General features: G+C 60.4%; 24 protein-coding genes. 17 read left to right on the top strand and 7 right to left on the bottom strand.

The window, feature by feature from the left end:
• The first annotated feature begins 11 nt into the window (after positions 1-11).
• The 6 genes from rbfA to HY696_05990 all read left to right on the top strand — a co-directional run bounded on the left by rbfA (position 12) and on the right by HY696_05990 (position 5,834).
• Entirely contained in the window at positions 12-392 is a 381-nt protein-coding gene (rbfA, locus tag HY696_06015) for a 30S ribosome-binding factor RbfA (protein ID MBI4237956.1), read from the top strand.
• Positions 389-1,381: a bifunctional oligoribonuclease/PAP phosphatase NrnA gene (locus HY696_06010; protein MBI4237955.1), complete on the top strand. Its 993-nt coding sequence runs from the start codon at positions 389-391 to the stop codon at positions 1,379-1,381. Before rbfA ends, HY696_06010 begins: the two co-directional genes overlap by 4 nt.
• Positions 1,382-1,416: 35 nt before the next feature.
• A complete protein-coding gene (gene rpsO, locus HY696_06005) occupies positions 1,417-1,686 on the top strand; it encodes a 30S ribosomal protein S15 (protein MBI4237954.1) in 270 nt (89 codons plus the stop codon).
• A 219-nt stretch (positions 1,687-1,905) separates the two neighbouring features.
• Complete coding sequence (pnp, locus tag HY696_06000) at positions 1,906-4,014, top strand: polyribonucleotide nucleotidyltransferase (GenBank protein ID MBI4237953.1); 2,109 nt, start codon at positions 1,906-1,908, stop codon at positions 4,012-4,014.
• Positions 4,015-4,591: 577 nt separating this feature from the next.
• Positions 4,592-4,846 carry a DUF2442 domain-containing protein gene (locus tag HY696_05995; GenBank protein MBI4237952.1) on the top strand — a complete coding sequence of 85 codons (255 nt, stop codon included), beginning with the start codon at positions 4,592-4,594 and terminating at the stop codon, positions 4,844-4,846.
• A 112-nt stretch (positions 4,847-4,958) separates the two neighbouring features.
• Positions 4,959-5,834 carry a hypothetical protein gene (locus tag HY696_05990; GenBank protein MBI4237951.1) on the top strand — a complete coding sequence of 292 codons (876 nt, stop codon included), beginning with the start codon at positions 4,959-4,961 and terminating at the stop codon, positions 5,832-5,834.
• 204 nt (positions 5,835-6,038) lie between these two features.
• Here HY696_05990 and nadB read toward each other — a convergent pair whose 3' ends face one another.
• Positions 6,039-7,658 (bottom strand): L-aspartate oxidase, encoded by a 1,620-nt coding sequence (gene nadB / locus HY696_05985; protein MBI4237950.1) that lies wholly within the window; start codon positions 7,656-7,658, stop codon positions 6,039-6,041.
• Positions 7,659-7,779: 121 nt separating this feature from the next.
• Between nadB and lpdA the strand changes: the two genes are divergently transcribed.
• The 11 genes from lpdA (at position 7,780) to HY696_05930 (ending at position 18,654) form a co-directional block, all read left to right on the top strand.
• Complete coding sequence (gene lpdA / locus HY696_05980) at positions 7,780-9,165, top strand: dihydrolipoyl dehydrogenase (GenBank protein ID MBI4237949.1); 1,386 nt, start codon at positions 7,780-7,782, stop codon at positions 9,163-9,165.
• 273 nt (positions 9,166-9,438) lie between these two features.
• Entirely contained in the window at positions 9,439-10,026 is a 588-nt protein-coding gene (locus tag HY696_05975; protein MBI4237948.1) for a hypothetical protein, read from the top strand.
• A 3-nt stretch (positions 10,027-10,029) separates the two neighbouring features.
• Complete coding sequence (locus HY696_05970) at positions 10,030-11,259, top strand: aspartate kinase (GenBank protein MBI4237947.1); 1,230 nt, start codon at positions 10,030-10,032, stop codon at positions 11,257-11,259.
• Positions 11,256-11,624: a helix-hairpin-helix domain-containing protein gene (locus tag HY696_05965; protein MBI4237946.1), complete on the top strand. Its 369-nt coding sequence runs from the start codon at positions 11,256-11,258 to the stop codon at positions 11,622-11,624. The genes HY696_05970 and HY696_05965 overlap by 4 nt, the downstream gene beginning before the upstream one ends.
• A 63-nt stretch (positions 11,625-11,687) precedes the next feature.
• The gene (locus tag HY696_05960; GenBank protein MBI4237945.1) at positions 11,688-13,031 is read left to right on the top strand and encodes an OmpA family protein; all 1,344 of its coding nucleotides are present in this window, start codon (positions 11,688-11,690) and stop codon (positions 13,029-13,031) included.
• A gap of 13 nt (positions 13,032-13,044) precedes the next feature.
• Positions 13,045-15,138 (top strand): ATP-dependent DNA helicase RecG, encoded by a 2,094-nt coding sequence (gene recG, locus HY696_05955; GenBank protein MBI4237944.1) that lies wholly within the window; start codon positions 13,045-13,047, stop codon positions 15,136-15,138.
• Positions 15,139-15,213: 75 nt separating this feature from the next.
• Positions 15,214-15,747: a hypothetical protein gene (locus HY696_05950; protein ID MBI4237943.1), complete on the top strand. Its 534-nt coding sequence runs from the start codon at positions 15,214-15,216 to the stop codon at positions 15,745-15,747.
• On the top strand, positions 15,735-16,730 hold the full coding sequence (gene lipA, locus HY696_05945; GenBank protein ID MBI4237942.1) for a lipoyl synthase: 996 nt from the start codon (positions 15,735-15,737) through the stop codon (positions 16,728-16,730). Before HY696_05950 ends, lipA begins: the two co-directional genes overlap by 13 nt.
• Positions 16,731-16,777: 47 nt before the next feature.
• Entirely contained in the window at positions 16,778-17,749 is a 972-nt protein-coding gene (glpX, locus tag HY696_05940; protein MBI4237941.1) for a class II fructose-bisphosphatase, read from the top strand.
• A gap of 135 nt (positions 17,750-17,884) precedes the next feature.
• The gene (locus HY696_05935) at positions 17,885-18,346 is read left to right on the top strand and encodes an SRPBCC family protein (protein ID MBI4237940.1); all 462 of its coding nucleotides are present in this window, start codon (positions 17,885-17,887) and stop codon (positions 18,344-18,346) included.
• Positions 18,343-18,654: a hypothetical protein gene (locus HY696_05930; GenBank protein ID MBI4237939.1), complete on the top strand. Its 312-nt coding sequence runs from the start codon at positions 18,343-18,345 to the stop codon at positions 18,652-18,654. The genes HY696_05935 and HY696_05930 overlap by 4 nt, the downstream gene beginning before the upstream one ends.
• A gap of 20 nt (positions 18,655-18,674) precedes the next feature.
• Here HY696_05930 and HY696_05925 read toward each other — a convergent pair whose 3' ends face one another.
• The 6 genes from HY696_05925 to HY696_05900 all read right to left on the bottom strand — a co-directional run bounded on the left by HY696_05925 (position 18,675) and on the right by HY696_05900 (position 25,385).
• Complete coding sequence (locus HY696_05925; protein MBI4237938.1) at positions 18,675-19,049, bottom strand: PIN domain-containing protein; 375 nt, start codon at positions 19,047-19,049, stop codon at positions 18,675-18,677.
• 3 nt (positions 19,050-19,052) lie between these two features.
• Positions 19,053-19,274 carry a hypothetical protein gene (locus HY696_05920; GenBank protein MBI4237937.1) on the bottom strand — a complete coding sequence of 74 codons (222 nt, stop codon included), beginning with the start codon at positions 19,272-19,274 and terminating at the stop codon, positions 19,053-19,055.
• Positions 19,275-19,305: 31 nt separating this feature from the next.
• The gene (locus HY696_05915) at positions 19,306-21,288 is read right to left on the bottom strand and encodes a squalene--hopene cyclase (GenBank protein MBI4237936.1); all 1,983 of its coding nucleotides are present in this window, start codon (positions 21,286-21,288) and stop codon (positions 19,306-19,308) included.
• A 203-nt stretch (positions 21,289-21,491) separates the two neighbouring features.
• The gene (locus tag HY696_05910; protein MBI4237935.1) at positions 21,492-22,433 is read right to left on the bottom strand and encodes an RNA polymerase factor sigma-32; all 942 of its coding nucleotides are present in this window, start codon (positions 22,431-22,433) and stop codon (positions 21,492-21,494) included.
• An 11-nt stretch (positions 22,434-22,444) separates the two neighbouring features.
• On the bottom strand, positions 22,445-24,721 hold the full coding sequence (bamA, locus tag HY696_05905) for an outer membrane protein assembly factor BamA (protein ID MBI4237934.1): 2,277 nt from the start codon (positions 24,719-24,721) through the stop codon (positions 22,445-22,447).
• On the bottom strand, positions 24,708-25,385 hold the full coding sequence (locus tag HY696_05900) for an ABC transporter ATP-binding protein (GenBank protein MBI4237933.1): 678 nt from the start codon (positions 25,383-25,385) through the stop codon (positions 24,708-24,710). The genes bamA and HY696_05900 overlap by 14 nt, the downstream gene beginning before the upstream one ends.
• Positions 25,386-25,611 lie beyond the last annotated feature (226 nt).

Genomic DNA, 25,611 nt, shown 5'->3' with positions numbered 1-25,611 from the left:
CGCACACCCAGATGCAGCCACATCGTCCATTCGACCGCGCGTCACGCGTTGCGGAACAAATTCGGCAGATCGTCGCGCAGCTCTGCCATGAACGCTTCAGCGATCCGCGCTTAGTCGGTTTGCAGATTACCCGCGTGAAAGTGGCGCGGGACTTGCGTTTGGCGCGGATCCATTATTTTTTACGCGGACCGGAAGCGGCGATCCACGAGTGCCAACGTGCGCTGGAACACGCGGCCGGCCTGATGAAACACGCCATCAACGAACAGATCGCGCTGAAGTTTACCCCGGAGCTCAAGTTTCACTTCGACGACGCCATCGAGCACGGCGAACGGATTAACGATTTACTCCGTGAACTCCAAATCGACTCCCCGGCCGAACAGGATGAATCATGACCGAAACCGCGCTGGCGCGCGCGACCGCTTTTTTCAGTCGCCATCAGCATTACTGCATCGCCTCTCACATCCGTCCAGATGGCGACGCCATCGGGGCCTCGTTAGCGCTCGGGCTCGGACTGATCCACTGCGGCAAACGAGTCACGGTCTTTAATGCCGACGGCGTTCCGGCCAATCTCCGTTTTCTCCCCTATGCCGACCGCGTCGTGCGTTCGCTGGGCGAGAGCGTCGGGATCGATGCCGTCATCTTGGCCGATTGCAACCGACCGGATCGGGCCGGAGAACCGATCGCAGAGTTGGCGAAGCGCCTCCCGCTGTTTATTGTCGATCATCACGTCTCCTCCGGCGAACACGTCGAGACCCATTGCATTGAACCGCGTGCGGCGGCCACCGGCGAGATCGTCTACCATCTGCTGCAACGGATGCGGGTCCCGACCACGCCGGAACTCGCGACGCTGTTGTATTGCACGTTGGTGGTAGACACCGGCCAATTCCGCTACTCGAACGCGACGCCGGCCGTCTTTCAATTAGCGGCCGAATTGGTGGCGCGCGGGGCTGACCCATGGCAAGTCGCCTCCGCGCTGACTGAACAACACCACCCGGCGGTGCTCCATTTGCTCCGTCTGACCTTAGAGACCTTGGAACTGAGTGTGCAAGGGCGCGTGGCCACGATCCTTTTAAGCCAAGACATGTTGCGGGAGGCCGAAGCGCTCCCCGAATATGCGGAAGATTTTGTGAATTACCCGCGCTCGATTGCGGGTGTTGAAGTGGCCATATTGCTGCGAGAACTGCCGGACGGACGCTGGAAGGCCAGTCTCCGTTCCAAGCGCGAAGTCGACGTCGCGGTCATCGCCGCGAAATACGACGGCGGAGGGCATGAACACGCGGCCGGTTGCATGCTGTCGGGACCGATGGCAACGGCGCGGGACACCATCCTCAAGAGCGTAGCCGAGGCCTTACAGAAGCGAGCAAATAGGGCTGCTTCTTGACAACCCATGAAGGGGCGTGTTAGCGGGGCCCCACTGTGAGCGAACATATGGAAAAAAAGCAGGAGTTGATCAGCAAATTTCGCACCCATCCCAGCGACACCGGCTCGCCGGAGATCCAAATCGCCATCCTTTCGGGACGGATCAGCCAACTAAACGCCCATTTTGAAAAACATAAAAAGGACCACGGCTCGCGCCACGGCCTTCTCAAAATCGTCGGGCAGCGACGCAAGTTGTTGAGCTATCTCCGCCAAACAAGTCGGGAGCGGTATCAGCGGGTGTTGGGAGCATTAGGCCTTCGGAAGTAGTTGTTTCGGTGCGTGCGCTGATAATTTTGTTGGTCGACGGTGGCTTGGCTAGTGCCGCCGGTCAATAAAGTTATCAGGCCATTTCCGCAGCAGCCACTTCTGAAGTCATACTCAAATGAAGCAAGACCATTTCGCGTCGTGCGATGGCGTCAGTGGGGTACGGGTGTATCTCGTCACGATGCCGCGCGACTGCAAGTGTACTCAAACTAGGAGAACATTATGACGTACCGAGTCGAAACGACCTTTGCGGGGCGCCCGCTCACCATCGAAACCGGCCTGATGGCCAAACAGGCCCATGGCGCGGTCACCGTTCGTTACGGCGACACCATCGTGCTTGTCACCGCGTGCGGCAAGGAAACGCCACGCGTCGGTTGCGACTTCCTGCCGCTGACGGTCGACTACATCGAAAAGACGTTCGCGGCCGGCAAGATCCCCGGCGGTTTCTTCAAGCGGGAAGGGCGGCCGACCGAACAAGAAATCCTGACCAGCCGTTTCATCGATCGCCCCATCCGGCCGTTGTTCCCGGAATCGTGGCACAAAGACATCCAGATCATGGCGACCGTCCTTTCATGCGACGCCGAAAACGACGCCGACATCTTAGCGATGACCGGCACCTCGGCGGCGCTACTCCTCTCGCCGATCCCGTTCTTGGGCCCCATTGCCGGCGTAAGTGTTGGACGCATTAACGGCCAACTGATCTGCAACCCGACGCCGTCGCAAATGGCGGAGAGCGACCTCGACCTGATTGTGGCCGGGAGCCGCGACGCGATCGTCATGGTCGAAGGCGGCGCGAAAGAGGTGCCGGAAGAAGAAATGCTCCGCGCCATTTTGTTCGCGCATCAGCAAATGCAAGTGTTGCTCGATCTGCAAGAAGATCTGCAACGGCAATGCGGCAAGCCGAAGTGGGCGGTCACTGAAGATACCACGACGGCCGCGTTGACCGATCAAGTCCGGACCACGGCCCAAGGCAAAGTGAAAGAGGCGCTGACGATCGCTAACAAGCAGACGCGCTATGAACGACTCGGCCAGATCGCCACCGAACTGAAGACGGCTTTGGTCCCGACCGACGACACTACCGGACTCGCACAACAAGTCGATGCGGCGTACGAAGGGCTGAAGAGCACGCAAATGCGCCAAATGATCTTGCAAGAGGGGCGCCGGATCGACGGCCGGACCACCACGGACGTCCGCCCGATCAGCATCGGCGTTGGTTTGCTGCCACGGACCCACGGCTCCGCGCTCTTTACCCGCGGCGAGACCCAAGCGTTGGCCACGACCACGCTCGGCACGTCGGACGATCAACAGCTCATCGACAACATCACCGGCGAATATTTCAAACGCTTCATGCTCCACTATAATTTTCCGCCGTTTTGCGTCGGTGAAACCAAGCCATTGCGCAGCCCCAGCCGCCGTGAAATCGGCCACGGCGCGTTGGCGGAACGTGCGGTGAAAGCGATCCTCCCCACGGAAGACGCATTTCCGTACACGATCCGCGTCGTTTCGGAAGTCCTCGAATCGAACGGCTCTTCCTCGATGGCCACGGTCTGCGGCGCCAGCCTCGCGTTGATGGACGGCGGCGTGCCGGTGAAGGCGCCGGTCGCCGGCGTCGCGATGGGCCTGATCTTAGAGCAAGGCCGCTATGCAATTCTCTCCGACATCCTCGGCGACGAAGACCATCTCGGCGATATGGACTTCAAAGTTGCAGGCACCCAATACGGCGTGACCGCGCTGCAAATGGACATCAAGATCGCCGGACTGACCGAAACCATCCTGCGCGAGGCGCTGGCGCAAGCGCGGCAGGCCCGACTGCATATCCTCGGCGAAATGAACAAGGTCCTCGCCGCACCGCGGCCGGAACTCTCGACCTACGCGCCGAAGATTTGCACCGTGCAGATCGACAAAGAAAAGATCGGCGCGCTGATCGGCCCGGGCGGCAAGATGATCCGCAGCATCCAGGAACAGACGGGGGCGAAGATCGACGTAGAAGAAGACGGCACGGTGCGGATCGCCGCCGTGGATCAAGACGCGGGCGAGCGCGCGATGAAGATGGTGAAGTCGGTGACGGCGACGCCGGAAGTTGGCAAGTTCTATCGCGGCATCGTGCAAAAGATTGTCGAGTTCGGTGCGTTCATCGAAATCCTGCCGGGCACCGATGGCCTGCTGCATATCTCGCAAATTTCCGAGAAGCGGATCAAGGAAGTGTCGGAGGTGTTGAAAGAGGGGGATGAGTTGGTAGTGAAGGTCCTCGAGATCGACGGCAAGAGCGGCAAGATCCGCCTCTCGCGCAAAGAAGCCATCGACTACAACGGCCCGTTGGAGAATGTGTAGTCGGAACAAAGGGAAATCTCGTTGGAAGAGTCGGTGCCCCGGAAGGGGCGGGGGTGTGGCCCTCTGGCCGCTCGCCTCGCGTTACGGCGCTCGGCTCACTGAGACCTCGCTCGGTCGAGCTTCAACACCATAGTGCTCTGAACAAAGGACGGAAACGCGTTGCGTTTCCGACATGACTGCCGCGGACCAGGCCATCGCTGCGCGATGGCGTCCTTACCCGCTCAGACTCGCCCGAGGGTCACGCCCCCGCCCCTTCCGGGGCCCAATTTTTCCCCTTGGTCATCGATTGGTCATCGATAGGAGGGGATTCCTTATGAAAGAGTATTTTACGTTGGTTGGGGTTTATGTTCTGTGGCTACCGCTACTTCTTTTTGGATTAGGCATCTTAGGAGCAATCGGAGAAACTGGGGATTTGGCTGGTGATGGTGATACGATTGCGCTTTTCGCATATCTTTCAATTCTTACTACCCCTGGAGCATTCATTCTGTCGAAATGGTGGTGGGAGAAATTTATCAAAAATTGTGCAGAACAAAGGCTCTCACCAACCGTCACCTCGACGAAATCAAGCAGGAGTCGGATGTTCTCTTCAAATCTAGACAACGATACGAATGGTCGTTTGCCCAGTATTGTGCGTGTGACATTCACGGATGATGCCATGCGCGTGCAAGTGAGCGACGGTCGGGAGATCGCCGTTCCGCTGGCGTGGTACCCGCGTCTGGCAACGGCGTCGCGGCAGCAACTGGACCATTTTGAATTAGCCCCGGGCGGCTACGGCATTCACTGGCCCGACCTGAATGAAGACCTCAGCGTACGCGGCTTTCTGTTGCCTTAACGGCCCGCTGGAGAATGTGTCGCCCATTTCCTATAGACAAAATCTGTTGAGGAGTGCAGTCGCCTGCTTCGCTACTCTTGCGGGTTTGATGGCGTAGGGGTAAAGGCGAAACATGTGGGAAGAAAGCACCCTTGATGCGGCAGTCGACTTATATGGCGCCTATCTTCGCAAATACTATCCCAATCTCTCTAAACCTTACTACGACCGCAATAAAGCTGCTCCTGAGTCCGGAAGAGCTGAGGCGGCGCTGTTTGCTTTCCTCCAAGCGCACTGCAATAGGGTCGAACCTCATGAAACACGAGGAACTGGCGGCCCTGATTTTCTTTGCACAACAAACGGGAACCGGTTTCTTGTGGAAGTGACGGCTCTTGAAGAAGAGAGCGTGGTCAGAGCGTCGGATTGGAACAATGACATTCCAGACAACGGCGAAACTTTCGATTTTAATTTCTGCACGGCGAAAATTCGACAAAAAGCTTCCGATAAGGCTCCCCAATTTAAGAATTCGCCTATGCCCCGCATCCTGGCTATTGCGACCAGTCACCCTGGTTGTGACGTTTTGTTTGGCCGTCATGCGGCGCAAGCGGCTCTCCTCAGCGATACGCTCCTATCCGTCCCGATCAATTCACCCACGGAGTGTTTTTCGCAGGTCACTCACTTACAAGAATCTGTATTCATTAGACCGAAGAATGGCGCCATCGAGCCGTGCCGCCAAAGCATTTCAGCGCTGCTCCTTGCTGCACTGCTCAACGACCACTGTTCGGTTTTTGGGGTGTTGCACCCAGCGCCGGCAAAACGATTTGATATTGCAGGACTGCCCACCGTGCCCTTTGTGCGGTTAACTAAATGGCCGCCCGAGGGCAATCAACTCTCAGTCGAATGGATTGTGAGCAGTCCCCAACCCGCAAAACACCAATTCAGGAAACTCGACTTTCAGCGAGCGGAAGAGCTGTTTGATGTGAAGTCCTTGCAAGACAATCGAGCCAAGTGAGAAAACTTTGCAAAGTGGAAAGAGGCTCCGTAAGGGGCGGGGGAGTGCCCATCGGGCGAGTCTGAGCGAGGGAGCACGATGGTGTTGAAGCCCGACCGAGCGAGGTCTCAGTGAGTCGAGCGCCGTAACGCGAGGCGAACGGCCCGAGGGGCGCTTCCCCGCCCCTTGCGGAATAAAATGTTCACACGCATGCGTGGTGCATGGTTATGCAAACCGGCGCAATACGGTGTCTGCGGCGGTGGGGAGTTTTTGGGGGGTGGTGAGGTTGTAGTGGAGGCCGCGGCTTTCGCGGCGCTGTTGGGCGCATTGGACCATCAGTTGGGCGACTAACGCGATGTTGCGCAGTTCGATCAAGTCGTTCGTGACCGTGAAGTTCCAGTAATATTCTTGAATCTCTTGTTGCAACAACGCCAGCCGCGCGGCGGCGCGGGCTAAGCGTTTGTCGGAGCGGACGATTCCGACGTAGTTCCACATGGTGCGCCGAATCTCGTCCCAGTTGTGGGAGATGACGACGCTTTCGTCGGAGTCTGTGGCGCCGCCGGCGTCCCACAACGGGATCTCCGGCTCTGCCGGCCGCGCTGCGGCCAGCCGTAAACGCACAGTTTCAGCGGCGCGCCGGGCCATTACGATGCCTTCCAGCAGCGAATTGGATGCCAAACGATTGGCGCCGTGCAGTCCGGTGTGGGCCACTTCGCCGCAGGCCAGCAGCCCATCGAGGTTGGTACGCGCGCGGAGATCAGTGACGACACCGCCGCACAAATAGTGCGCCGCCGGCACGACCGGGATCGGCTGCGTGGTGATGTCGATCCCGTAACGCAGACAGGTGGCATAAATTGACGGGAAGCGTTCGCGAACAAAGTCCGCCGGTCGATGGCTGATGTCGAGCACGACATAGTCGTGGCCGTGATGTTTCAACTCCGCGTCGATGGCTCGCGCCACGATGTCGCGCGTGGCGAGTTCGCCGCGGGCGTCGTAGCGGGCCATGAAACGTTCGCCGGTAACTAATCGCAGCAGCCCGCCTTCGCCGCGCACCGCTTCGGAGATCAGGAACGACTTCGCCGCGGGATGAAAGAGACACGTCGGATGAAATTGCATGAATTCTAAATTTGCGACCGCCGCGCCGGCCCGATAGGCCATCGCGATTCCGTCGCCGCACGCCACATCGGGGTTCGTGGTGTAGAGATAGACCTTGCCGGCCCCGCCAGTGGCCAGACAGACTGCGCGGGCCGCGATGGTCTTCACCGTGTTCCGTCCGCGATCGAGGAGATAAGCGCCATAGACGTGTGTCGGCATGGGGCGTTCATCCGGCGGTGCCGCGCGCGCCAACGTGCGATTGGTGATCAAATCGACGGCGCTATGCAACGGGAGGAGGGTGATCCGCGGATGCTGCATCGCGCGGTCCAGTAACGCTTGTTGAATGGAGTGGCCGGTGCGGTCGCCAGCATGCAAGATACGCCGTTCGCCATGACCGCCTTCGCGGGCCAAATCGAAATCACCGCGCGTCGTGCGGGCGAAATCGACGCCCCACGCCGTGAGTTGATCGATCGCCGCGGCGGATTCCTGGATGATGGTTCGCACGGCATCCGCGTGGCAGAGTCCGTCGCCGGATTCGCAAGTGTCGCGGATGTGTCCTGTAATCGCCGCTTCGCCCGCTAACGCGGCGGCAATGCCGCCTTGGGCATAATTGGTATTGGTCTCCGCCGCGGCGCATTTAGCGGCCACGACGACGCGCATCTGGTCGGCCACGCTGAGCGCGAGGCTCAAACCCGCGACGCCGGAACCGAGCACCAGCAGATCGGTGTGGATGATGGAACGGTGGGGCATTGCCGTTGCGCCTAGCACGAGCTCCGGGCGGACGCAATCCGCTGGCCTTCCCAATATTTCTCCTGGTATTTTTCCGGCGCGCACGCTACTTCGTGCCGCCTCAATTCGGGAGGGATGACCTATGAGCTATGATCTGATTGTGGTGGGCGCGGGTCCGGGGGGCTATGTGGCAGCCATTCGGGCACGGCAGTATGGGGCGGAACGCGTGGCGGTAGTCGAAAAGGGCCACGCCGGCGGGACGTGTCTGAATGTCGGCTGCATTCCGAGCAAGGCCTTGATTGCCAGTGCGACGCGGCTCGAAGCGGTGCGACATGCGGCGACATTCGGCGTGCAAGGGGTCGATCCGGCCGCGCTCGGCATCAACGTGGCCGCGCTGATGGAACGGAAAAACAAGATCGTCACGATGTTGCGCGGGGGCGTGGAGCAGCTGTTAAAAGGGCACGGCGTCGAACTGATTCGCGGCACGGCCAGCATCCCTGCAGCGGGTCAAGTGGTCGTCAACGGCGACACGTTGGCGGCGAAAAATATCATCATTGCCACCGGCTCGACGTGGCGCACGCTGCCGGGATTGCCGATCGACGGCACGACCGTGGTGGTTAGCGATCACATGTTGGAATGGCAACACGTCCCGGCGCGACTCCTGATCATCGGCGGAGGCATTATCGGCTGCGAGTTTGCGAGCATGATGCAATCGTTCGGCGCCGCAGTGACACTGGTCGAAGCGACGGAAAGTCTGCTGCCCGGCGAAGACTTAGTCATCGGCCGCACGTTGGCGCGCAGCTTCGCCAAGCGCGGTATTACGGTGCACACCGGCACCACGGTCGAGCAGCTGGAGACGACCAATGGCGCAGCCGCCACGTTGGCGAATGGGACGCGTGTCGAGGCAGATCGCGTGTTGGTGTCGGTGGGACGCAAACCATACACCGAAGGGCTCGGCGCCGAGGCGTTAGGCTTGCTGAATGAACGCGGCTTCATTCCGGTCGATGCCGGGATGCAAACCACCGTGCCGGGCATCTACGCCATCGGCGACGTCGTCGGCGGGATGATGCTGGCGCACGTCGCATCGGCGGAGGCCGAAGTGGCGGTCAAGAATTGTTTGGGCGGTCACGTCACGATGGATTATCACGCCGTCCCGCGTCCCGTGTTTACGACGCCGGAAGTCTGCGCGGTGGGCGAAACGGAAAAAGGCCTACAAGCCGCCGGCGTGCGCTACAAAACCGGCCGCTTTACCTATGCCGCGGTCGGCAAGGCCCTGTGCGCCGGTGAAACCGACGGCGCGGCCCAAGTCTACACCGATGAAAATGGCGTGCTGCTCGGCGGCCATGTGATCGGTGCGGAGGCCACGGATCTCGGACAGCAACTCTGTCTCGCGATCCAGCAGCGCCTGAGCGTCGAAGACGTCGCCCACACCATTTTCTCCCACCCCACCTTGAGCGAAGTGGTAAAAGAAGCCGTCGAAGATGCGGCAGGGTTTGCCGTGCATAAAGTGGGGCCGAAACGCCCCTAAGATGGGGGGGGTCGGGGGGAGCGGGGCTTCCCCCGACTTTAGCGAGCATCCGGCTGTGCCGGTGCGAGCGAATCGATGCGGCGGGGTTTGCGGTCCATAAGGTGACGCCGAAGCGGGGGTAATGGCGGGTATTGCAAAATGCAAAATGCAAAAATCAAAATGCAAAATTGGCGGACCCCGATCCGTCATTTTGCACTTTGCATTTTGCATTTTGCACTTTGCCTTTCCCTCCTTCCCTCCTGTTCCGGCTGTCCGTGGGCGGGGCGGGATCGGGTGACAACGGTGGAAAGTCCGGCGTTGGTGTTGCAACTCCCGCAGCCGGAGCCGCCGCCGCCCCCACCGACCCCACCAGTGAAACCGCCCGTTACCGTCGCGAAACACGAGCCGACGCCGCCGGTGAAACCACCGGTGCGGCTCCCGACCACGCCGGAACCGGACGAGCTGCTGACCGATTTAGCGACCAGCAAGCCGCCACCGATCCCGCCGGGTGCGTTTATGGCCGAGGACTTAACGCAACGTCTAAAGGAAAAGATGGCCGAGGCCTACGGCGGCGATATGGGGCGGGTCCCGGACGCGAAGATTTATTTGGCCACGAACTCATTACAGGATTTCATTGAATTCTATGAGCAGCGCGGGTATCGCGTGCAACGGATCGCGGTGCCGGTGCAACGGATCCTCCAACCGGTGTTGCGCGATCGGCCGGAGTTGCAGAGTAAGATCCGTTTGGAAGACTACGCCGACGTGGTGATCCATCAAGCCATGGTCGAGGGGACCGGGATCAGCGCCGCAGATCGCTACATCGATCCCGATACGTATGAAGTGGTGGAACGCTTGTTCGTCACCGAAATGCCGGCGAAATAACAGATCATGCTGATCGTACAAAAATATGGCGGCACGTCGGTCGGCTCAGTGGAGCGGATCGGACGGGTCGCCGCGCACGTTGCGGCGACTTGCGCGGCGGGGCATCGCGTCGTCGTCGTCGTCTCCGCAATGGCGGGGGAAACCGATCGACTGCTCGGCCTGGTCCAGGCCGTAGCGCCGGAACCGAACGAACGCGAAGCCGATGTCGTCGTCAGCACCGGGGAGCAAGTGACCGTCGGTCTGTTGGCGTGCGCATTGGAACGGAGCGGAGTGCGAGCGCGCTCCTTTTTGGCCTATCAACTCCCGATCCTCACCGACGGCGTGTTTAGCCGCGCGCGCATTCAATGGATCCAGACGACGCCCATCTTGCAGGCATTGGAAGCGGGGCACGTCGTGGTACTGCCCGGCTTTCAAGGCGTCGACGAGAACGGCGCGATTACCACGTTGGGGCGCGGCGGTTCCGACACCTCGGCCGTCGCAGTTGCGGCGGCTTGCCACGCCGAGCAGTGCGAAATTTACACCGACGTGGACGGCATTTATTCCACCGATCCAAATGTCTGTCCGCAGGCGCGCAAAATTGAACGGATGGCGTACGAAGAACTGCTCGAAATGGCCGGTGCCGGCGCAAAAGTGCTGCAAATGCGCTCCGTGCAGCTTGCGGCCCGCTTCGCAATCCCGCTCCACGTCCGCTCCGCGATCGAAACATCTGATCCGGGGACGTGTGTCACAACCGATGATCCGCGTGTGGAAGCTACTTTGGTCTCGGCTGTGACGTACACCGTTAACGAAGCGAAGATCGCGGTGCGGCAAATCCCCGACCGACCTGGTCTGGCGGCACGGCTGTTCGAGCCATTGGCCCGCGCCAATATCAATGTCGACATGATCGTCCAGACGAAGAACGAGGCGGGGGAGTCGGAGTTGGCGTTCACGGTTGCGAAGGAAGATTTGAAAAAGACGATGCAGGTCAGCGAAGCCGCAGCTCGGGAGATCGGCGCGCGCCAAGTGCAAGCGGCCGGCGATGTCTCGAAGATCTCGATTATCGGGATCGGGATGCGTTCCCACGCCGGCGTTGCGGCGCGGATGTTCGATGTGTTGGCCGCGGCCGGGATCAACATCCAACTCATTTCCACGTCTGAAATTAAGGTCTCCGTGGTCGTCGACATGCACGAAATGCGCACGGCCGTGAACGCGTTGCATCACGCGTTCGGTCTGGACGCGGCGAGGCAGCCATGAGCTGCGCTCGGCCGGCCTCCGTGTCGCCGTTACTGGCCGCGACGACGCTGTTGGCCGTTGCGGTGGCCGGCACACTGTGGTGGCCGCCGGCCGCCACGCCACTGCCGCAGGCCTACACACTGCCAACTCACGCGGCGACGCGCCCCGAGACGCAAATCTTGTTGGGGCAACGTCTCGACATCAATCACGTCGACGCCGCGGCGTTGGCGTTGCTGCCAGGCATCGGTCCGGCATTGGCCGAACGGATTGTGCAACACCGCGCGCAGCATGGCGCGTTCGCCACCAGCGACGCGTTGCTGGCCGTTTCGGGCATCGGTCCGCGCGTATTAGAAAAGATTCGCCCTTTTGTGACGGTGTCGGATTGACATTTAGGAGTCGCTCACTATTATGCGCCGAGAAATTTTCGGAACGGTCTAAGGAGGCGGAACATGCGACAAACACGGTGGGGGATGTGGAGTAGGGCGCTGATCTTGAGTCTCATCGGCATGCTTCCGCTGACTGCGCAGGCCGCTCGCGATCCGCGTCCGGACCACTCGCTATTCGATCCCGCCACGGACACCGGTCGGTACATGAGCGTCCACGATGCGGAGACGCTGCTGAAAGGCCGTTGGGCCGTCGGATTTTATCTCAACTACGGACGCCGTCCGTTGCAATTGCGCAACACCGCGACCGGTGTTCGCTTCGACATCGTCCGTGACGAACTCTCCGGCACTGCGGTCGGTTCGTACGGAATCACCGATTGGTTTACCGTCGGCGCATCCGTGCCCGTCACGTTTTGGCAAGTCTACTTCGACCCGAACACCCAACTGCTGACCGGTGGCGCTGCCGCCAAGCAGCAAAAAGCGGGGCTGGGCGACATCCGTCTCGAAACCAAATTCCGCTTGCTCGACATCGAACGCTATAACTTCGGCATTGCGGTCGTGCCGCATTTCGTCTTCGCCAGCGGTCGCCGGGGCACGTTCATCAGTGGCGAGCGCTGGACGCCGGGTGTGACTGTTGCGCTGGAAGCCAACCCGAACGATCGTCTGTGGTTGGGCGCGAACCTCGGGTATCAATTTGTGGCCGGACAAAACCAATATTTCGCCGGCAACGCCAGCGCAGTGATCGACGATCTGCTCCGTTTCGGGATCGGCGGGCGCGTGAAGATCACCGATGAATGGGCCATCTTGGGTGAAGGGCTCGTGGAAACGGTCGCGAAGAGCGCGTTCAAAGTGTCCACGCAGACGCCGTTGGAAATCCTCGGCGGCGTTCAGTGGACTCCGCAACGCGCGCCGGCGGCGCGTGGACTGGCGATCACATTAATGGGCGGCGGCGGGATTACGCGCGGTGTTGGTGCCCCACAAGCCCGTGCCATCTTGGGCGTCAGCTATCCGACCCCGAAGATCGTCAAGATCAAGGAAGTCGTCAATGTGCAGGTCGAAGAAAAAATCGTCATCAGCCAAAAGATCCACTTCGCGTTTAACTCGAGCGAAATCCGTCCGGTCTCGTACCCGATCCTTGACGATGTGGCCGAACTGATGCGCCGTCACGCCGGGATTCGCCAAGTCCGCGTGGAAGGCCATACCGATGGAATCGGCGGCGATGCATATAATCAGCGACTCTCCGAACAACGTTCCCGGGCCGTAGTGGCCTACTTGATCAAGAAGGGGATCGAAGGGAGTCGCCTCATGCCGGCCGGTTACGGCAAGTCGCGTCCGATCGCCGACAACAACACCGTCGAAGGCCGTGCCAAAAACCGCCGTACAGAATTTACCGTCCTCAACGGCGACTAACTTTCCGCCGCGAGTGCAGGACCTCTCAACCCCGGTGCAATATCTGAAAGGGGTCGGTCCTGGGCTTGCGGCACGGCTCCTGCGTCTGGAAATCCGCACTGTCGCCGATCTGTTGTGGCACTTGCCGCATCGCTATATCGACCGTCGTCAGATTGACCGCACCGGAGATGTGGCGGTGGGACCGGAGCGCAGCGTGCTCGCGCGGGTCCGATCGTGCGGGGCCGGCGTGATCGGCCGACAACGGCGGCCGGTGTTCGAGGTGTTGTGCGACGACGGGAGCGGCCCAGTAGTGGCCAAGTGGTTTCATTTTCGCGAGGACTATTTGCGACGCATCCTCCCGGTCGGCCAATGGGTCCTGCTCTACGGCGAGGTCACGCAGTTCGGCGGCGTCAAACAGTTCATTCATCCAGAAATTGAAGCCGTCGACGACGGCACCGACGCCAACACGGCGGCACGCCTGTTGCCGGTCTATCCGTTGACCGAAGGGGTCAGCCAGCGCCTCGTGCGCAAGATCGTCGCGGTCGCCTGGGACCGTTTTGCCCCGCAGCTGACGGACCCGCTCCCGCCAGCGTTGGCGGACCACTATCAACTGATCGGTCGACGCGAGGCGCTGGAGGCGCTGCATTTTCCCGAGGCAACCACGGATGTTGCCGCGTTGAACGCGCGTCGCAGTGCCGCGCACCGACGACTCATTTTTGAAGAGGCCCTGTTGCTTGAACTGGGCCTCGCGTTGCGGCGTGCCCAAGTGGAACAACGGAGCGCCGCGCGCATCCCGTGGGACCCAGCCCGCGAAACCGCGCTCTGCAGCTGTTTCCCGTTCACGCTGACGGTGGCGCAACGGCGCGTCTGGTCCGAAATCGCGACCGACTTACAATCCGGCCGTCCGATGCAACGCTTAGTGCAAGGCGATGTCGGCAGCGGCAAGACCGCCGTTGCCGCTGGGGCCTGTGTGCAGGCGATCGCGGCCGGCTGGCAAGTTGCGTTTATGGCCCCGACTGAGATCTTGGCCGAACAACATCGGCAGACGCTGACTCCGTGGTGTGCCCAACTCGGGATCCCGTTGGCGCTGCTGACGGCCAAGACCCGCACGGCGGAACGGCGCCAAATCGTCGCGCAGCTGGGCGCCGGGGAATTGCCGTTGCTGATCGGGACACACGCATTGCTGGAAGACGATATCCAATTCGCGCGTCTCGGACTGATCGTGATCGACGAGCAACACCGCTTTGGTGTGATGCAGCGTTTCGTGTTGCACCAAAAGGCAACGTGCCCACATTTGTTGGTCCTGTCGGCCACGCCGATTCCGCGGACGCTCGCGATGACCTATTTCGGCGACCTCGACACGTCGGTGTTGGATGAATTGCCGGTCGGCCGCACGCCGATCGTCACGAAGCACTACACTGAAGTGCAGCGCGTGCGCTTGTACGACGGGATGCGCAAAGAACTGGCCCGCGGACGCCAAGCCTACGTCGTCTATCCGTTAGTCGCCGAAAGCGAAAAAGTGGATCTGAAAAACGCCACGGATATGGCGGCTGAACTGACGGTGGCCTTTGGCCCGACCTATCGCGTGGCCCTGCTGCACGGCCGAATGGAGACCGACGAAAAGGCCGCCGTGATGCAAGCCTTCAAGTCGGGTGACGCGCAGATCCTCGCGACGACGTCAGTAGTGGAAGTGGGCGTCGACGTCCCGAATGCGTCGGTAATGGTGATCGAGCACGCGGAACGTTTTGGATTATCGCAATTGCATCAACTCCGCGGCCGCGTGGGACGCGGCATGCATCAATCGTATTGCATTCTCGTCAGCAGTAATCGCTTGGGCGACGAGGCCTATGCGCGTTTGAGAGTCTTGTGTGAAACGACCGACGGCTTCCGGATAGCCGAAGAGGATCTGCGGCTGCGCGGTCCCGGCGAATTCCTCGGCACTCGCCAATCGGGTCTCCCCGGTTTTCGTGTCACGCGGTTGCTCGAAGACGCCGACGTCCTGCGCGAGGCCCGTGACGCCGCATTCCAACTGATCCACGACGACCCGACGCTCGCCGCCAACCCCGCTCTCCGCACCGCCGTCATCGCCCACTGGGGCGAGCGGCTGCAATTAGGGCAGGTGGGGTGATGGATCACGCAGATATCTCTCCACGCAACTTATTCAGCATGCGGCCGATAATGGGAGCGAAGGAGGGCAGGGCATATGGGCAATATTCGAGTGTTTCGGAATGGCGTGCATGCAGTGCACGCGGCACGGACTCGGCGGTCTGAGGGAGTTGGGACCGCGGTGGCGCCAAATCCGCGCGGATCGCATTTCACGATGCTGGCATCTCCGTCGGGACGACGGAGTGTCGGTCGCGCCGCAGCACGGCCTGTCGATCCAATCGCTATTGGACTGACGCGTTGGGCGGCTCTAGTCTGCCTCGCTGGGATCGGCTGTACGATCACAACTTCCTCGAGCCATGGGTCGTTCCTGATGGAGAACGGTGTTGTGAAAGAAGACAGCGGAGACAAGGAATACTCCGATTCAGAATTTGGCAGCTATACGTTCAGACAAAAATTCGGCGAAGCGACATTGTCGGTCGATCTCCATTGCGAATCCGATGCCGAGGCGCAAAACCGTTTCCGCCAGGCCCTCGAAGCCACATGTTCGCAGTGGCTTTTTTTAGCGGACAATCCCGTCCGCTGCGTGGCCCATCACTACGCCAGCACGATACGCGGCAAATGTGGGCGCTGAATCGACTTGCCAGCCCGCTTCACCAGTCACTAGGAGAAAGCCGCTTTCCATTGACGCACCGCACGTTCGCGACTAAGAGGCGCTTCGTGACGCAGCCTAACGCCCCACAAGGCCGGATCGGCCGCCTTCCGCCGTGGTTGAAAAAATCGGCGGGGGATTACCAGGCCATCCACGCGTTGAAGAGCCATTTGCGGGCACGACGCTTGACGACCGTCTGTGAAGAGGCGCGCTGTCCCAATATCGGCGAATGCTTTTCGCGCGGCACGGCCACGTTCATGATCTGCGGCGAGGTCTGTACTCGCGCGTGTCGCTTCTGCGCCGTGCAACATGGGCGCGGCGCGCCGTTGGATCCGGATGAACCGCGCCACGTCGCGGAACAAGTCGCCGCCATGGGGCTGCATCACGTGGTCGTCACGTCGGTCGCGCGCGACGATCTCCCGGATGAGGGCGCCGCCCATTTCGCCGCGACGATCCACGCCATTCGTGCCGCCACGCCATCTACGACGATCGAAGTGTTAGTGCCCGATTTTCACGACCGCACGGATTGCCTGCAAATCGTCGGTGTCGCCGCACCCGACATCTTTAATCACAACCTGGAAACCGTGCGGCGCTTAACGCCACAGATTCGCAGCAAGGCCCGCTACGATCGCTCGCTGGCCGTGTTGCAACATTTCAAGACCTTGTTCCCGCAGACCATGACGAAATCCGGCCTGATGGTCGGGCTGGGCGAATCGCCGACCGAGATGGAACAGGCGCTGCGCGATTTGCGCGACGTCGGTTGCGACGTCGTCACGATCGGCCAATATCTCCAGCCGACGGCACAGCACTACCCGGTCGCAGAATTTGTCCCACCCGCGCAATTCGCGCAGTATCAACAATTCGGTGCAGCGCTCGGGTTTCGGCACGTCTTCTCCGGCCCTTTTGTGCGCAGTTCCTATATGGCGGAATCCCAGTGGATCCGAGCGAAAACGCGTGAGGAGTGAGCATGCACTTGCTGCGGCACTGCTTACGCAAACTGAAGGAGCGTTTTATGGACACGACCACACTCACCGACCGCAACTTGGCGTTAGAATTGGTACGAGTCACCGAGGCCGCCGCGATCGCGGCCGCACGCTTGATGGGCCGCGGCAACGAACGCGAGGCCGACCAAGTCGCCGTGAATGCGATGCGCGACCGACTCAATATGCTCGAGATCCGCGGACGTATCGTGATCGGTGAAGGGGAACGCGACGAGGCCCCGATGTTGTACATCGGCGAGGAAGTCGGCACCGGCAAGGGTCCGGAGTTGGACATTGCACTCGATCCCCTGGAAGGCACGTCGATCACCGCGCGCGGCGGCAACAACGCGAGCGCCGTCATTGCAGCCACGGAACGCGGCGGATTCCTCAATGCGCCGGATGTCTATATGGACAAGATCGCCGTCGGGCCGGCCGGAAAAGGCCTGATCAATTTGGAAGCGACGCCGACGGAAAATTTGAAGCGGATCGCGAAGGCGAAGCGGTGCGGCGTCGAAGATTTGACCGTGGTCATTCTCGATCGCCCGCGCCACGAAGACCTGATCATGGAAGTGCGTCGCTCCGGAGCGCGGATCAAGCTGATCCCGGACGGCGATGTCTCCGGCGCAATCGCGACCTGTCGTCCGTCGCGCGGCGTCGACTTGCTGATGGGGATCGGTGGGGCGCCGGAAGGGGTGTTGGCGGCCGCTGCGCTGATGTGTATGGGCGGCGACATTCAAGGCCGACTCATCTTCCGCAACGACGACGAACGGGCGCGGGCCAAAAAAATGGGCATCACGGATTTGAACCGTGTCTATACGCTGCAGGACTTGGCGCGCGGCCCGGTCGTGTTCTCGATGACCGGCGTCACGGACGGCGACTTCTTGAAAGGCGTGCGGTTCTTAGGCGGCATCCGCTATGAAACGAACTCCGTCGTGATGCGCGGCAAGACCGGGACGGTCCGGTATATCGAATGCCATCATAAGAGTCGCATTCCGAATACGTAACTATCTGTCGGGGGCCTTGAAGAATGCCCCAGATGCGAGGCGCCCGGCAAGCCGCGACCGGAGCGTACTCGGTTGTACGTGAGGATCGCGGCTTGTCGGGCAACGACGCAGATGGGGTATTATGCGAGGCCCCCTATGGCGAGTGTGACACGGACGATACTGATTAATGCCCCAATCGAGCGGGTATTTGCGGTCATTACGGATTTCGCCGCCTATCCGGAATTCTTAAGCGATGTCACGTCGGCACGTGTGGTGCGGACCGACGGCGATTGCCAAGACGTGGAGTTTCGCCTCCAACTGATGACCACGATCCACTACACGTTGCGGATGCAACTCGCACCGCCGCAGGGCGTGCGCTGGCATTTGGTCCAAGGCCAATTCATGCGCAGTAACGATGGCAGCTGGGCATTGAAGACCGCCAACGGTGGCACGGAAGCGACGTACACGGTCGATATCGGACTCGGGATGCTGGTGCCGAAAATGGTCACAAACGCCCTGGTCGAAGGGAATCTCCCCGCGACGCTCGCGGCCTTTAAAGCGCGCGCGGAGGCGAAAGTGAAAACCGGCCGCCCGCGCAAAACAAAGGGACGCCAATGAGCGAGCGCGATGCCCCTGGTCGACTCAGTAAGCTGATCCGCATGGGTGTCGGCGCGCTCTGGATGACTGAAGAAGGGGTCCGCAAGGCGATCCAGGAGCTGAGCCTGCCACGCGACGCCACCGCGTTTGTGCTGGCGCAAGTCGACAAACGAAAACACGAGATCCTCAAACTGATCCGTCACGAGATCCAGCGCGCCTTTCAGAGTGTCGATGTCGTGCAACTGGCCAAGAATTTATTCCGCGACCACGAACTCGAAATCGAAGCCCGCATCCGGCTGCGCCCGCGAGAGCGGAAGGGGAAATCGTGATGGTGTCCGATGCGATGCGCTCACAGTTCAATCGTCGATAAGGGGCAATACCGCTTGATCCGTTCAAAATCGCTGTCGCGATGGATGAGAGTCGCATCGTGAATCAAAGCGACGCCGGCGATTAACATGTCCGTGGTCTGAGGGCGCGTGCCGGCACGACGCATCGTGCTGGCGACCGCTGCGGCTTTGAGCGCGGCAGCCTGTGTCAGCGGGAGCGACGCGAACAGTGCGAGAAAACGGTTCAGTTCCGATTGATCAGCACTCGGAATGCCTGACAACAGCTCGAAAACCACAATATCCGTATGGGCTGCCGTTCGACTTTCCAGAAACGGCACTAAGCGATCATCGCGCTTGCGGAGAAAATTGATCCAGGCCGAAGTGTCGATCAGATACACGTGTTACTCCCGACGCATCCGGGCCAGATCGCGCTGAGTGAGACGGAAGCCTTTCCACGGGCGTCGTGCTAAGAAACATTGCAAGTGACGCCGCCACAGGACTTCTTCCAGCGAGCGGATCACCGTTTCCCGTTCCGTGCGGACTTTGAGAAAGGCCTGGGCCTGCGTCAGGACATCTTGCGGCAATAACAGCGTCTTTTTGCGCAACGTCGGTCGGGAACTCATACAGACAGCGTAACGACCAAATACGGTTTGGTCAAGCCAAAGATATGGCTGCCCGATATTTCGCGAGCGCCAAGACGGGGAAGAAGTGACGATAGCCGTGGTAGCGGAGATAGAAGTGGCCGGGGAAGCCGGTGCCGGTAAACGCGCGTTCGTCCCAGCCGCCGTCGGGCTGTTGTCGCTCTAACAGAAACTGCGCGGCACGGACGGCCGCGTCGCTCGCCGCGGCGCCGGCGGCGAGCAGGCCCATTAAACCCCATGCGGTTTGGGACGGAGCGCTCGGCGCCGCGACGTAGCCGTTCTCCGGATAGCTCGCAACCGATTCGCCGAACCCGCCGTCGTCTTGTTGCGCCGCGCGCAGCCAGTGGAGGGCCCGCGTCACTTCGCGCGATTGGGTCGGATGGCTGAGGGCGGCGAATCCGCTGAGGACCGCCCACGTCCCGTAAAGATAATTCACGCCCCAACGGCCAAACCAGGACCCATCCGCTTCTTGGGTCTTCTTGAGATATGTTAACGCGCGGGCCACCACGCGGTCGCGTCCGGTGTAGCCACGCCGCGCCAGTAACAACAACATCCGGCCGGTGATATCGGGCGTCGACGGATCGAGACAGGCGCCGTGATCGGCAAACGGGATCTTGTTCACCAACGCGAGCGAATTGTTCTTGTCGAACGCGGCGAATCCGCCGTCGTCGTTTTGCATGCTGAGACACCAGCGCAACGCGCGTTCTACCGCCGACTCCGCATCCCGCTGGCCCTCGAGGGCGAGAATAATTTGCAGCGTGTCGTCGATATCGGGGAAGTAATCGTTTTCGAATTCAAACGACCATCCGCCGGGGATACCGTCCGGGTTTTTCTTGTGCCAATCGCCGTGACAGCCGACGACTTGTTGCTGCAGCAACCACGTGCAGGCCTTGGCAATCGCCGGATGGCGCGGTGTCACGCCGGCCGCGCGCAACGCACACAGCGCCCACGGCGTGTCCCAACCCGGCGAAATGCAGCACTGCTGGTGCAACTGCGGCGCGTCCGACACGATGCGCGAACGTTCGTAGCGCCAGCGTTCGTCGGGATCGAGTTGCGGATCAGGGCAGGGCAGCGCGGGGAGGGGACCGGCATAGGTGTGTTGGAAGCGTTGCAGCGCCCGCAACGCCTTCGTGATGCTCGGGTCGGTCACCGGGAGGCCCATCGCCCGCAGCGCCAACGCGCCAAACGCGAGCGCGGGGAAAATATCTTCGGTGCGGGCCAAATGGGTGCGGACCCATTCAATGGCGCGATCCAGCGCCATTTCCTTGGTTGGCAATCGCTTGACGACCGGCTGCGTGAGCTTCAGCATCCGATCGACCCAGTGGAAAAATTCCCGCCAAATATCGCCGCGCGGTTCCCGGGTCGCGTCGGCGGCTGCGGGATCGGCCACCAGTTCGGCGACTAAATGCGGGAGATGCAGTGGGTAGACTGGATGGCGCGCCATCACGACCAGGATTGGGACGATGCAAGCCCGCGCCCAACTGGAGAACGAATAGATCGAAAACGGGGCCCAGCTGGGCAACAGCATAATTTCGACCGGCATCGCCGGCGGACGTGTCCACGGGACGAGGCCGAGTAGGCCGAAATGGATCTGGGTGAAGACGCGGGCCTGTTCCAAACCGCCATTGCGGACGATGAACTGCCGAGCGCGCAATAACGGTGCGGACTCGGGCGCATGGCCGGTCATCCGCAGCGCGACGTAACATTCTAACGTGGCGTTCAGATCGCCGGGACAGCCGTATGCGAGTGGCCAGCTGCCGTCTTCATGTTGTTCGCTCAACATTCGGGCGCTGAGTCGCTCCCATGTGCCGGCAGTGCGGATGCCGAGGCAATGTTCAAGGAAGATATATTCCGCACCGATCGATTCGTTGGCCTCGAGCGTATACCACCAGTAGCCATCTGGGGTTTGGTGCGAGAGCAGTCGGCTGACCCCACGGTCAAGGGCTCCACTGAGGGTGGCGTCGAGGTCCGGCTTGGTTACTATATTACGTCGCATAAGAGATATTATGTAACATGGCGGCCGCCAAGGGGCGTATGGGGTCCGCTTACGGCCGCCATGTTACATAATATCGGCCACTCGGGGGGCCCTCGTGTTGCCTCGGGCTTGGTGGTCGTGCTCCTTTATATAGGTCGCTTTCACTGGGCTTTTCGCCCAGTGTTACTACTTTGACTCGTACGTTTTTTACCAGCCACCAGTCACTAGCCACCAGTCCCCTGTATTCCGGCCTTCATTAAATGTTCGCGCAGCTTCACGACGAGTCTGGCTTCTAGCTGGCGGATCCGCTCCTTGGTAATACCATATTCATCCGCGATCTCTTGTAAAGTCCTGGGAACTTCCGCCAACAGCCGCTCTTGGAAGATCTGCGCGTCTCTCGGTTTCAATTGGTGCACGAAACTTTGCAGCTGCTCGGCCAGCGCATCCTTAAATTCTTGTTGCGCGAGTTTTTCGTCGATCGGCACGTCGTTGTCGGCGACGAAATCGCCGAACGTGGCCGACTTGGATTCGTGACCAACCGGCGCATCGAGCGCCAATTCCGGCTGCTCGAGGCGTCGACCCATTTCCTCGATGGCCTTGATCGTGACCCCTAAACGACCGGCCAATAACCGGGCATCCGGTTTGAATCCCAGCGCCTCCATCCGCTGCTTTTCCTGCACTAAGTTAAAGAATAACTTGCGCTGCTCCTTCGTGGTCCCGATCTTCATCAGGCGAAAGTTATCGAGGATATACTTCAAGATATATGACCGAATCCACAACGACGCATAATATGAGAGTCGGGAGCCTTTTTCGATGTCGTATTTGCGGACGGCCACCAGCAAGCCGACGCTCCCCTCTTGGATCAGATCGACTAAGTTGTAATACGCGCTCCGATATTCCATCGCGATCTTGACCACTAACCGCAAATGCGACTGCACCAATTGGCGTGCGGCGTCGACGTCGCCGTGCTCACGGACGCGGATCGCCAACGCGCGTTCTTCCGCTTCCGTGAGATACGGATAGCGGCGCACTTCGCCCAAATAGCGCGCCAATGGGTCGAGCGGGACCAGCGCGCGAGAGGTCTCGTCGGGATCGCGCAGCTCCACTATTGGCGCAGTGGTTCTGAGTTCAGGCTCCGGTGTGGCTTGGCGGGTGCGCTTGCGCATGTCGGCCCCGCTTAGTTGAATTCCCCGATAGTGAAGTTAAAGACGGTCCGTGCCTCGCCGTCGCGCCGTTTGAACGGGAAGCCCCATTCGAAACGCAGCGGACCGAGTGGAGACAGCCAGCGTAAGCCCATGCCGTAATTGCTGCGCAGATTGCGGGCCGAGAACGGCTCGTCTTCGGCAAACGCATTGCCGACGTCGACAAATGCCACGGCCTTCAATCCAGCCGGCTCGTATAATGGGACTTCGATTTCGGCGTTCATTTGCACCATTTTATTGCCGCCGTAGACGAAGCGGGCGTCGCCGGAGGTGGGACCGGTTGGAATGCGCAGACTCGGGCCCACGGTCCAGAAGTTAAAGCCGCGCATCGAATTGGGGCCGCCGAGCAGGTAGCGCTCATAGAGCGGAACACTGCGATCGCCGAGACTTTTAATGTAGCCGACTTTGCCAAAGAGACGTCCTCCGACACCCTTCCAGATCGGTTGGTAAAAACGCGCGGCGCCGTTGATCCGATAGAAGTCGTTGTCGCCGCCTAATTTCGTGCCGGAGACTTCGTTGAAGACGTTCACGAACAGGCCCTTGCGCGGATAGATCCGATTGTCGCGCGTGTCGTAGGAGAGGCTCCCCGTGATGGACGACGTCAGGCCGCTGGCATTTTGGCGAAACACTTCGGGGACCGTGAATTGGAAGTTCAGCGCCTTCACGTCTTCGGCGTGGTAGCCGAGGCTCGCGGTGAAATTTTTCATGAAGCGATGGCCCAGCGAAAAGCCGCCGCCGAATGCGCGCCGATCGTATTCCGGATAGCGATAGACCGTCCGCGAACTTTGGGCGCTGAGGATCCAATCCGAATCGAGGAAATGCGGATCGGTCATATTAATGATGTATTGCTGACGGATTTTACTCAGTTCCACCGCCAATTGGCCGGAGAGTCCACGGCCGAAGAAATTTTCTTTCGAGACCGACGCCGTCAGGAAGAAACTCTCCGCCGTCGAGAAGCCCGCGCCGACATTGAAGGTGCCGGTCGGCCGTTCTTTCACGGTGAAATTCAGATCGACACTGTCCGGTCGGCGTCCGCGCGGCGTGGCGATATCGACGTTTTCGAAGTAGCCGAGTTGCATCAACTGCGCGCGGCTGTCTTCGATGAGTTGACGATTAAACAGGTCCCCTTCTTTCACTAAGACTTCACGTCGAATGACTTTGTCGCGCGTGCTGCTGTTGCCGTTGATGTTGATCCGATCGATCCAGACACGGCGACCCTTGCTGATGGCAAAGATCAAGTCGGCGGTACCATCGGTGTCGTTTGGCATCGGAATGGGTTGGACATTCGCAAACGCGTAGCCGAGCGTGCCGTAAAACAGATTCAGCTTTTGCAAATCCGTCTCGACTAATTCATGTTTATAAATCTCGCCCGGTTTCGTGGTGATCAGTGCACGAACCTCTTCCGGCGTGGTGACGATATCGCCTTCGACGCGGATATCCTTCACGCGGTACTGCTGACCTTCATCGATCGTGAAGGTCAGGAAGATATGTCGTTTGTCTTTACTGATTTCAATTTGCGGTTCGGCGATGTGGATGCGCAGGTAGCCGTGGTTCAAATAATGGCGGCCGAGCAGCGCGAGATCGGCGGCGAGGCCTTCGCGATCGAATTTGCCGCGCCGAAACGGAAACGAGCCGCGTTCTTTAGTCTTGAGAACTTTCTTGAGGTCGCGATCCGAAAAGACATGATTGCCGACGAATTGCACGCGCCGCACTCCCGCCTTACCGTGTTCCTTGATGCGAAACACGAGATCGGCGCCGCCTTCGCGCGGCTGCAGATCGTAGTCGATGTCGACCAGAAAAAAACGCTTTTCTTCGTACATCTGGTGCATCGTTTCGACGGCGCGCGCCAGTTCTTCTCCGCCGAGCGCCCGATACTCGCGTATCGTAATCTTTTCGCGCAGATCTTTTTCTTTGATCTTCTTATTCCCTTCGAAGCGGATCGACAGCACGGTCGGCCGTTCAACGACGTGGTAAATCAGTCGGACTCCCCCGCCGACACTTTCCCGCTCCACGCGGATATCCGCAAATCCGCCGCGCTTAAAGAGTGCACGGAGATCCGCCTCCACGGTGGCCGGATCGTACGGCTGGCCGACGCGGCTCTGCAACACGGCTTGGATCGCCGCCGTGCTGACGGATTGATTGCCGACGATCGCGATCCCTTTGATCGTTTGCCCGCCCGCGTGCGCCACCCATGGCATGGGACAGAGTAACGCCACCAGCAACACCCAACATAAGCCTTTAGGCGGCTTCATGAATCATCCCTTCGCGCAACTCGAGACGCCGATCGGTCGGCAACATCAGCTCGCGGTTGTGTGTGACCATAATCACGGTCGTGTCGCGTCCCCGTTGTAACCCCCGCAGCAGGGCCATGACCTGCGCCCCGCGCTCCGGGTCCAAATTCCCGGTCGGCTCGTCGGCAAATAACAACGGCGGGGTCTGAATGAGCGCACGGGCAATAGCGACCCGTTGTTGTTCCCCGCCCGACAAGGTTCCCGGTGTGGCCGTGAGGCGCTCCGACAAGCCGACCGCAGCCAGTAAATCGCGGGCCCGGGTGCGGGCCGCGGAGCGTCGCAACCCGGCCAGCAACGCCGGGAGCATGACATTCTCCTCCACGGAAAGCTCCGGGAGGAGATGGTAAAACTGAAAGACAAATCCGACCGCAGTATTGCGATACGCGGCTAATGCCGCTTCCGATTGGCGATACAAGGCTTGCCCCTGAAACGCGACTTCACCCGCATCCGGACGATCGAGCCCCCCCAACACATGGAGGAGCGTCGATTTGCCAGAACCCGAGGCCCCGTAGAGCACGACAAACTCGCCGCTGCGGACCATGAGCGATGCCCCGCGTAAGACAGTGAGTTCGCTGCCGTTACTGCGATACTGTTTAACGAGCCCCTCCGCTGCAAGCAGCCACATGAAGTCCGGCTTGTAGGCGAAGTGGCAAAGGGAGTTCAAGCGGAATTCACTTAATCGCTACCTGATGGGAGCATCGCACTGGCCCATTTGAAACGCGAGGGCCAGGCGGATGGGCCCGGGGCCCCAGGGTACGCTCTCGCGGCGCCATCGAGGCGCCGCGCGCTCGCCCTCGCCGTTTTCGACTTTAGATTTCGCAAGGAGAAAACGGCTGCGAGAGCCCCTGGGG

This window comes from Deltaproteobacteria bacterium, from assembly GCA_016210045.1.
GTDB lineage: Bacteria > UBA10199 > UBA10199.
This window is presented reverse-complemented; position numbering and strand designations above follow the sequence as displayed.

Bases quoted from the DNA above. Each gene is read 5' to 3' on its own strand.
- rbfA (MBI4237956.1), top strand. From the start codon at position 12: ATGCAGCCACATCGTCCATTCGACCGCGCGTCACGCGTTGCGGAACAA.
- HY696_06010 (MBI4237955.1), top strand. From the start codon at position 389: ATGACCGAAACCGCGCTGGCGCGCGCGACCGCTTTTTTCAGTCGCCAT.
- pnp (MBI4237953.1), top strand. From the start codon at position 1,906: ATGACGTACCGAGTCGAAACGACCTTTGCGGGGCGCCCGCTCACCATC.
- HY696_05995 (MBI4237952.1), top strand. From the start codon at position 4,592: ATGTTCTCTTCAAATCTAGACAACGATACGAATGGTCGTTTGCCCAGT.
- HY696_05990 (MBI4237951.1), top strand. From the start codon at position 4,959: ATGTGGGAAGAAAGCACCCTTGATGCGGCAGTCGACTTATATGGCGCC.
- nadB (MBI4237950.1), bottom strand. From the start codon at position 7,658: ATGCCCCACCGTTCCATCATCCACACCGATCTGCTGGTGCTCGGTTCC.
- lpdA (MBI4237949.1), top strand. From the start codon at position 7,780: ATGAGCTATGATCTGATTGTGGTGGGCGCGGGTCCGGGGGGCTATGTG.
- HY696_05965 (MBI4237946.1), top strand. From the start codon at position 11,256: ATGAGCTGCGCTCGGCCGGCCTCCGTGTCGCCGTTACTGGCCGCGACG.
- HY696_05960 (MBI4237945.1), top strand. From the start codon at position 11,688: ATGCGACAAACACGGTGGGGGATGTGGAGTAGGGCGCTGATCTTGAGT.
- HY696_05950 (MBI4237943.1), top strand. From the start codon at position 15,214: ATGGGCAATATTCGAGTGTTTCGGAATGGCGTGCATGCAGTGCACGCG.
- lipA (MBI4237942.1), top strand. From the start codon at position 15,735: ATGTGGGCGCTGAATCGACTTGCCAGCCCGCTTCACCAGTCACTAGGA.
- glpX (MBI4237941.1), top strand. From the start codon at position 16,778: ATGGACACGACCACACTCACCGACCGCAACTTGGCGTTAGAATTGGTA.
- HY696_05935 (MBI4237940.1), top strand. From the start codon at position 17,885: ATGGCGAGTGTGACACGGACGATACTGATTAATGCCCCAATCGAGCGG.
- HY696_05930 (MBI4237939.1), top strand. From the start codon at position 18,343: ATGAGCGAGCGCGATGCCCCTGGTCGACTCAGTAAGCTGATCCGCATG.
- HY696_05920 (MBI4237937.1), bottom strand. From the start codon at position 19,274: ATGAGTTCCCGACCGACGTTGCGCAAAAAGACGCTGTTATTGCCGCAA.
- HY696_05915 (MBI4237936.1), bottom strand. From the start codon at position 21,288: ATGCGACGTAATATAGTAACCAAGCCGGACCTCGACGCCACCCTCAGT.
- HY696_05910 (MBI4237935.1), bottom strand. From the start codon at position 22,433: ATGCGCAAGCGCACCCGCCAAGCCACACCGGAGCCTGAACTCAGAACC.
- bamA (MBI4237934.1), bottom strand. From the start codon at position 24,721: ATGAAGCCGCCTAAAGGCTTATGTTGGGTGTTGCTGGTGGCGTTACTC.
- HY696_05900 (MBI4237933.1), bottom strand. From the start codon at position 25,385: ATGTGGCTGCTTGCAGCGGAGGGGCTCGTTAAACAGTATCGCAGTAAC.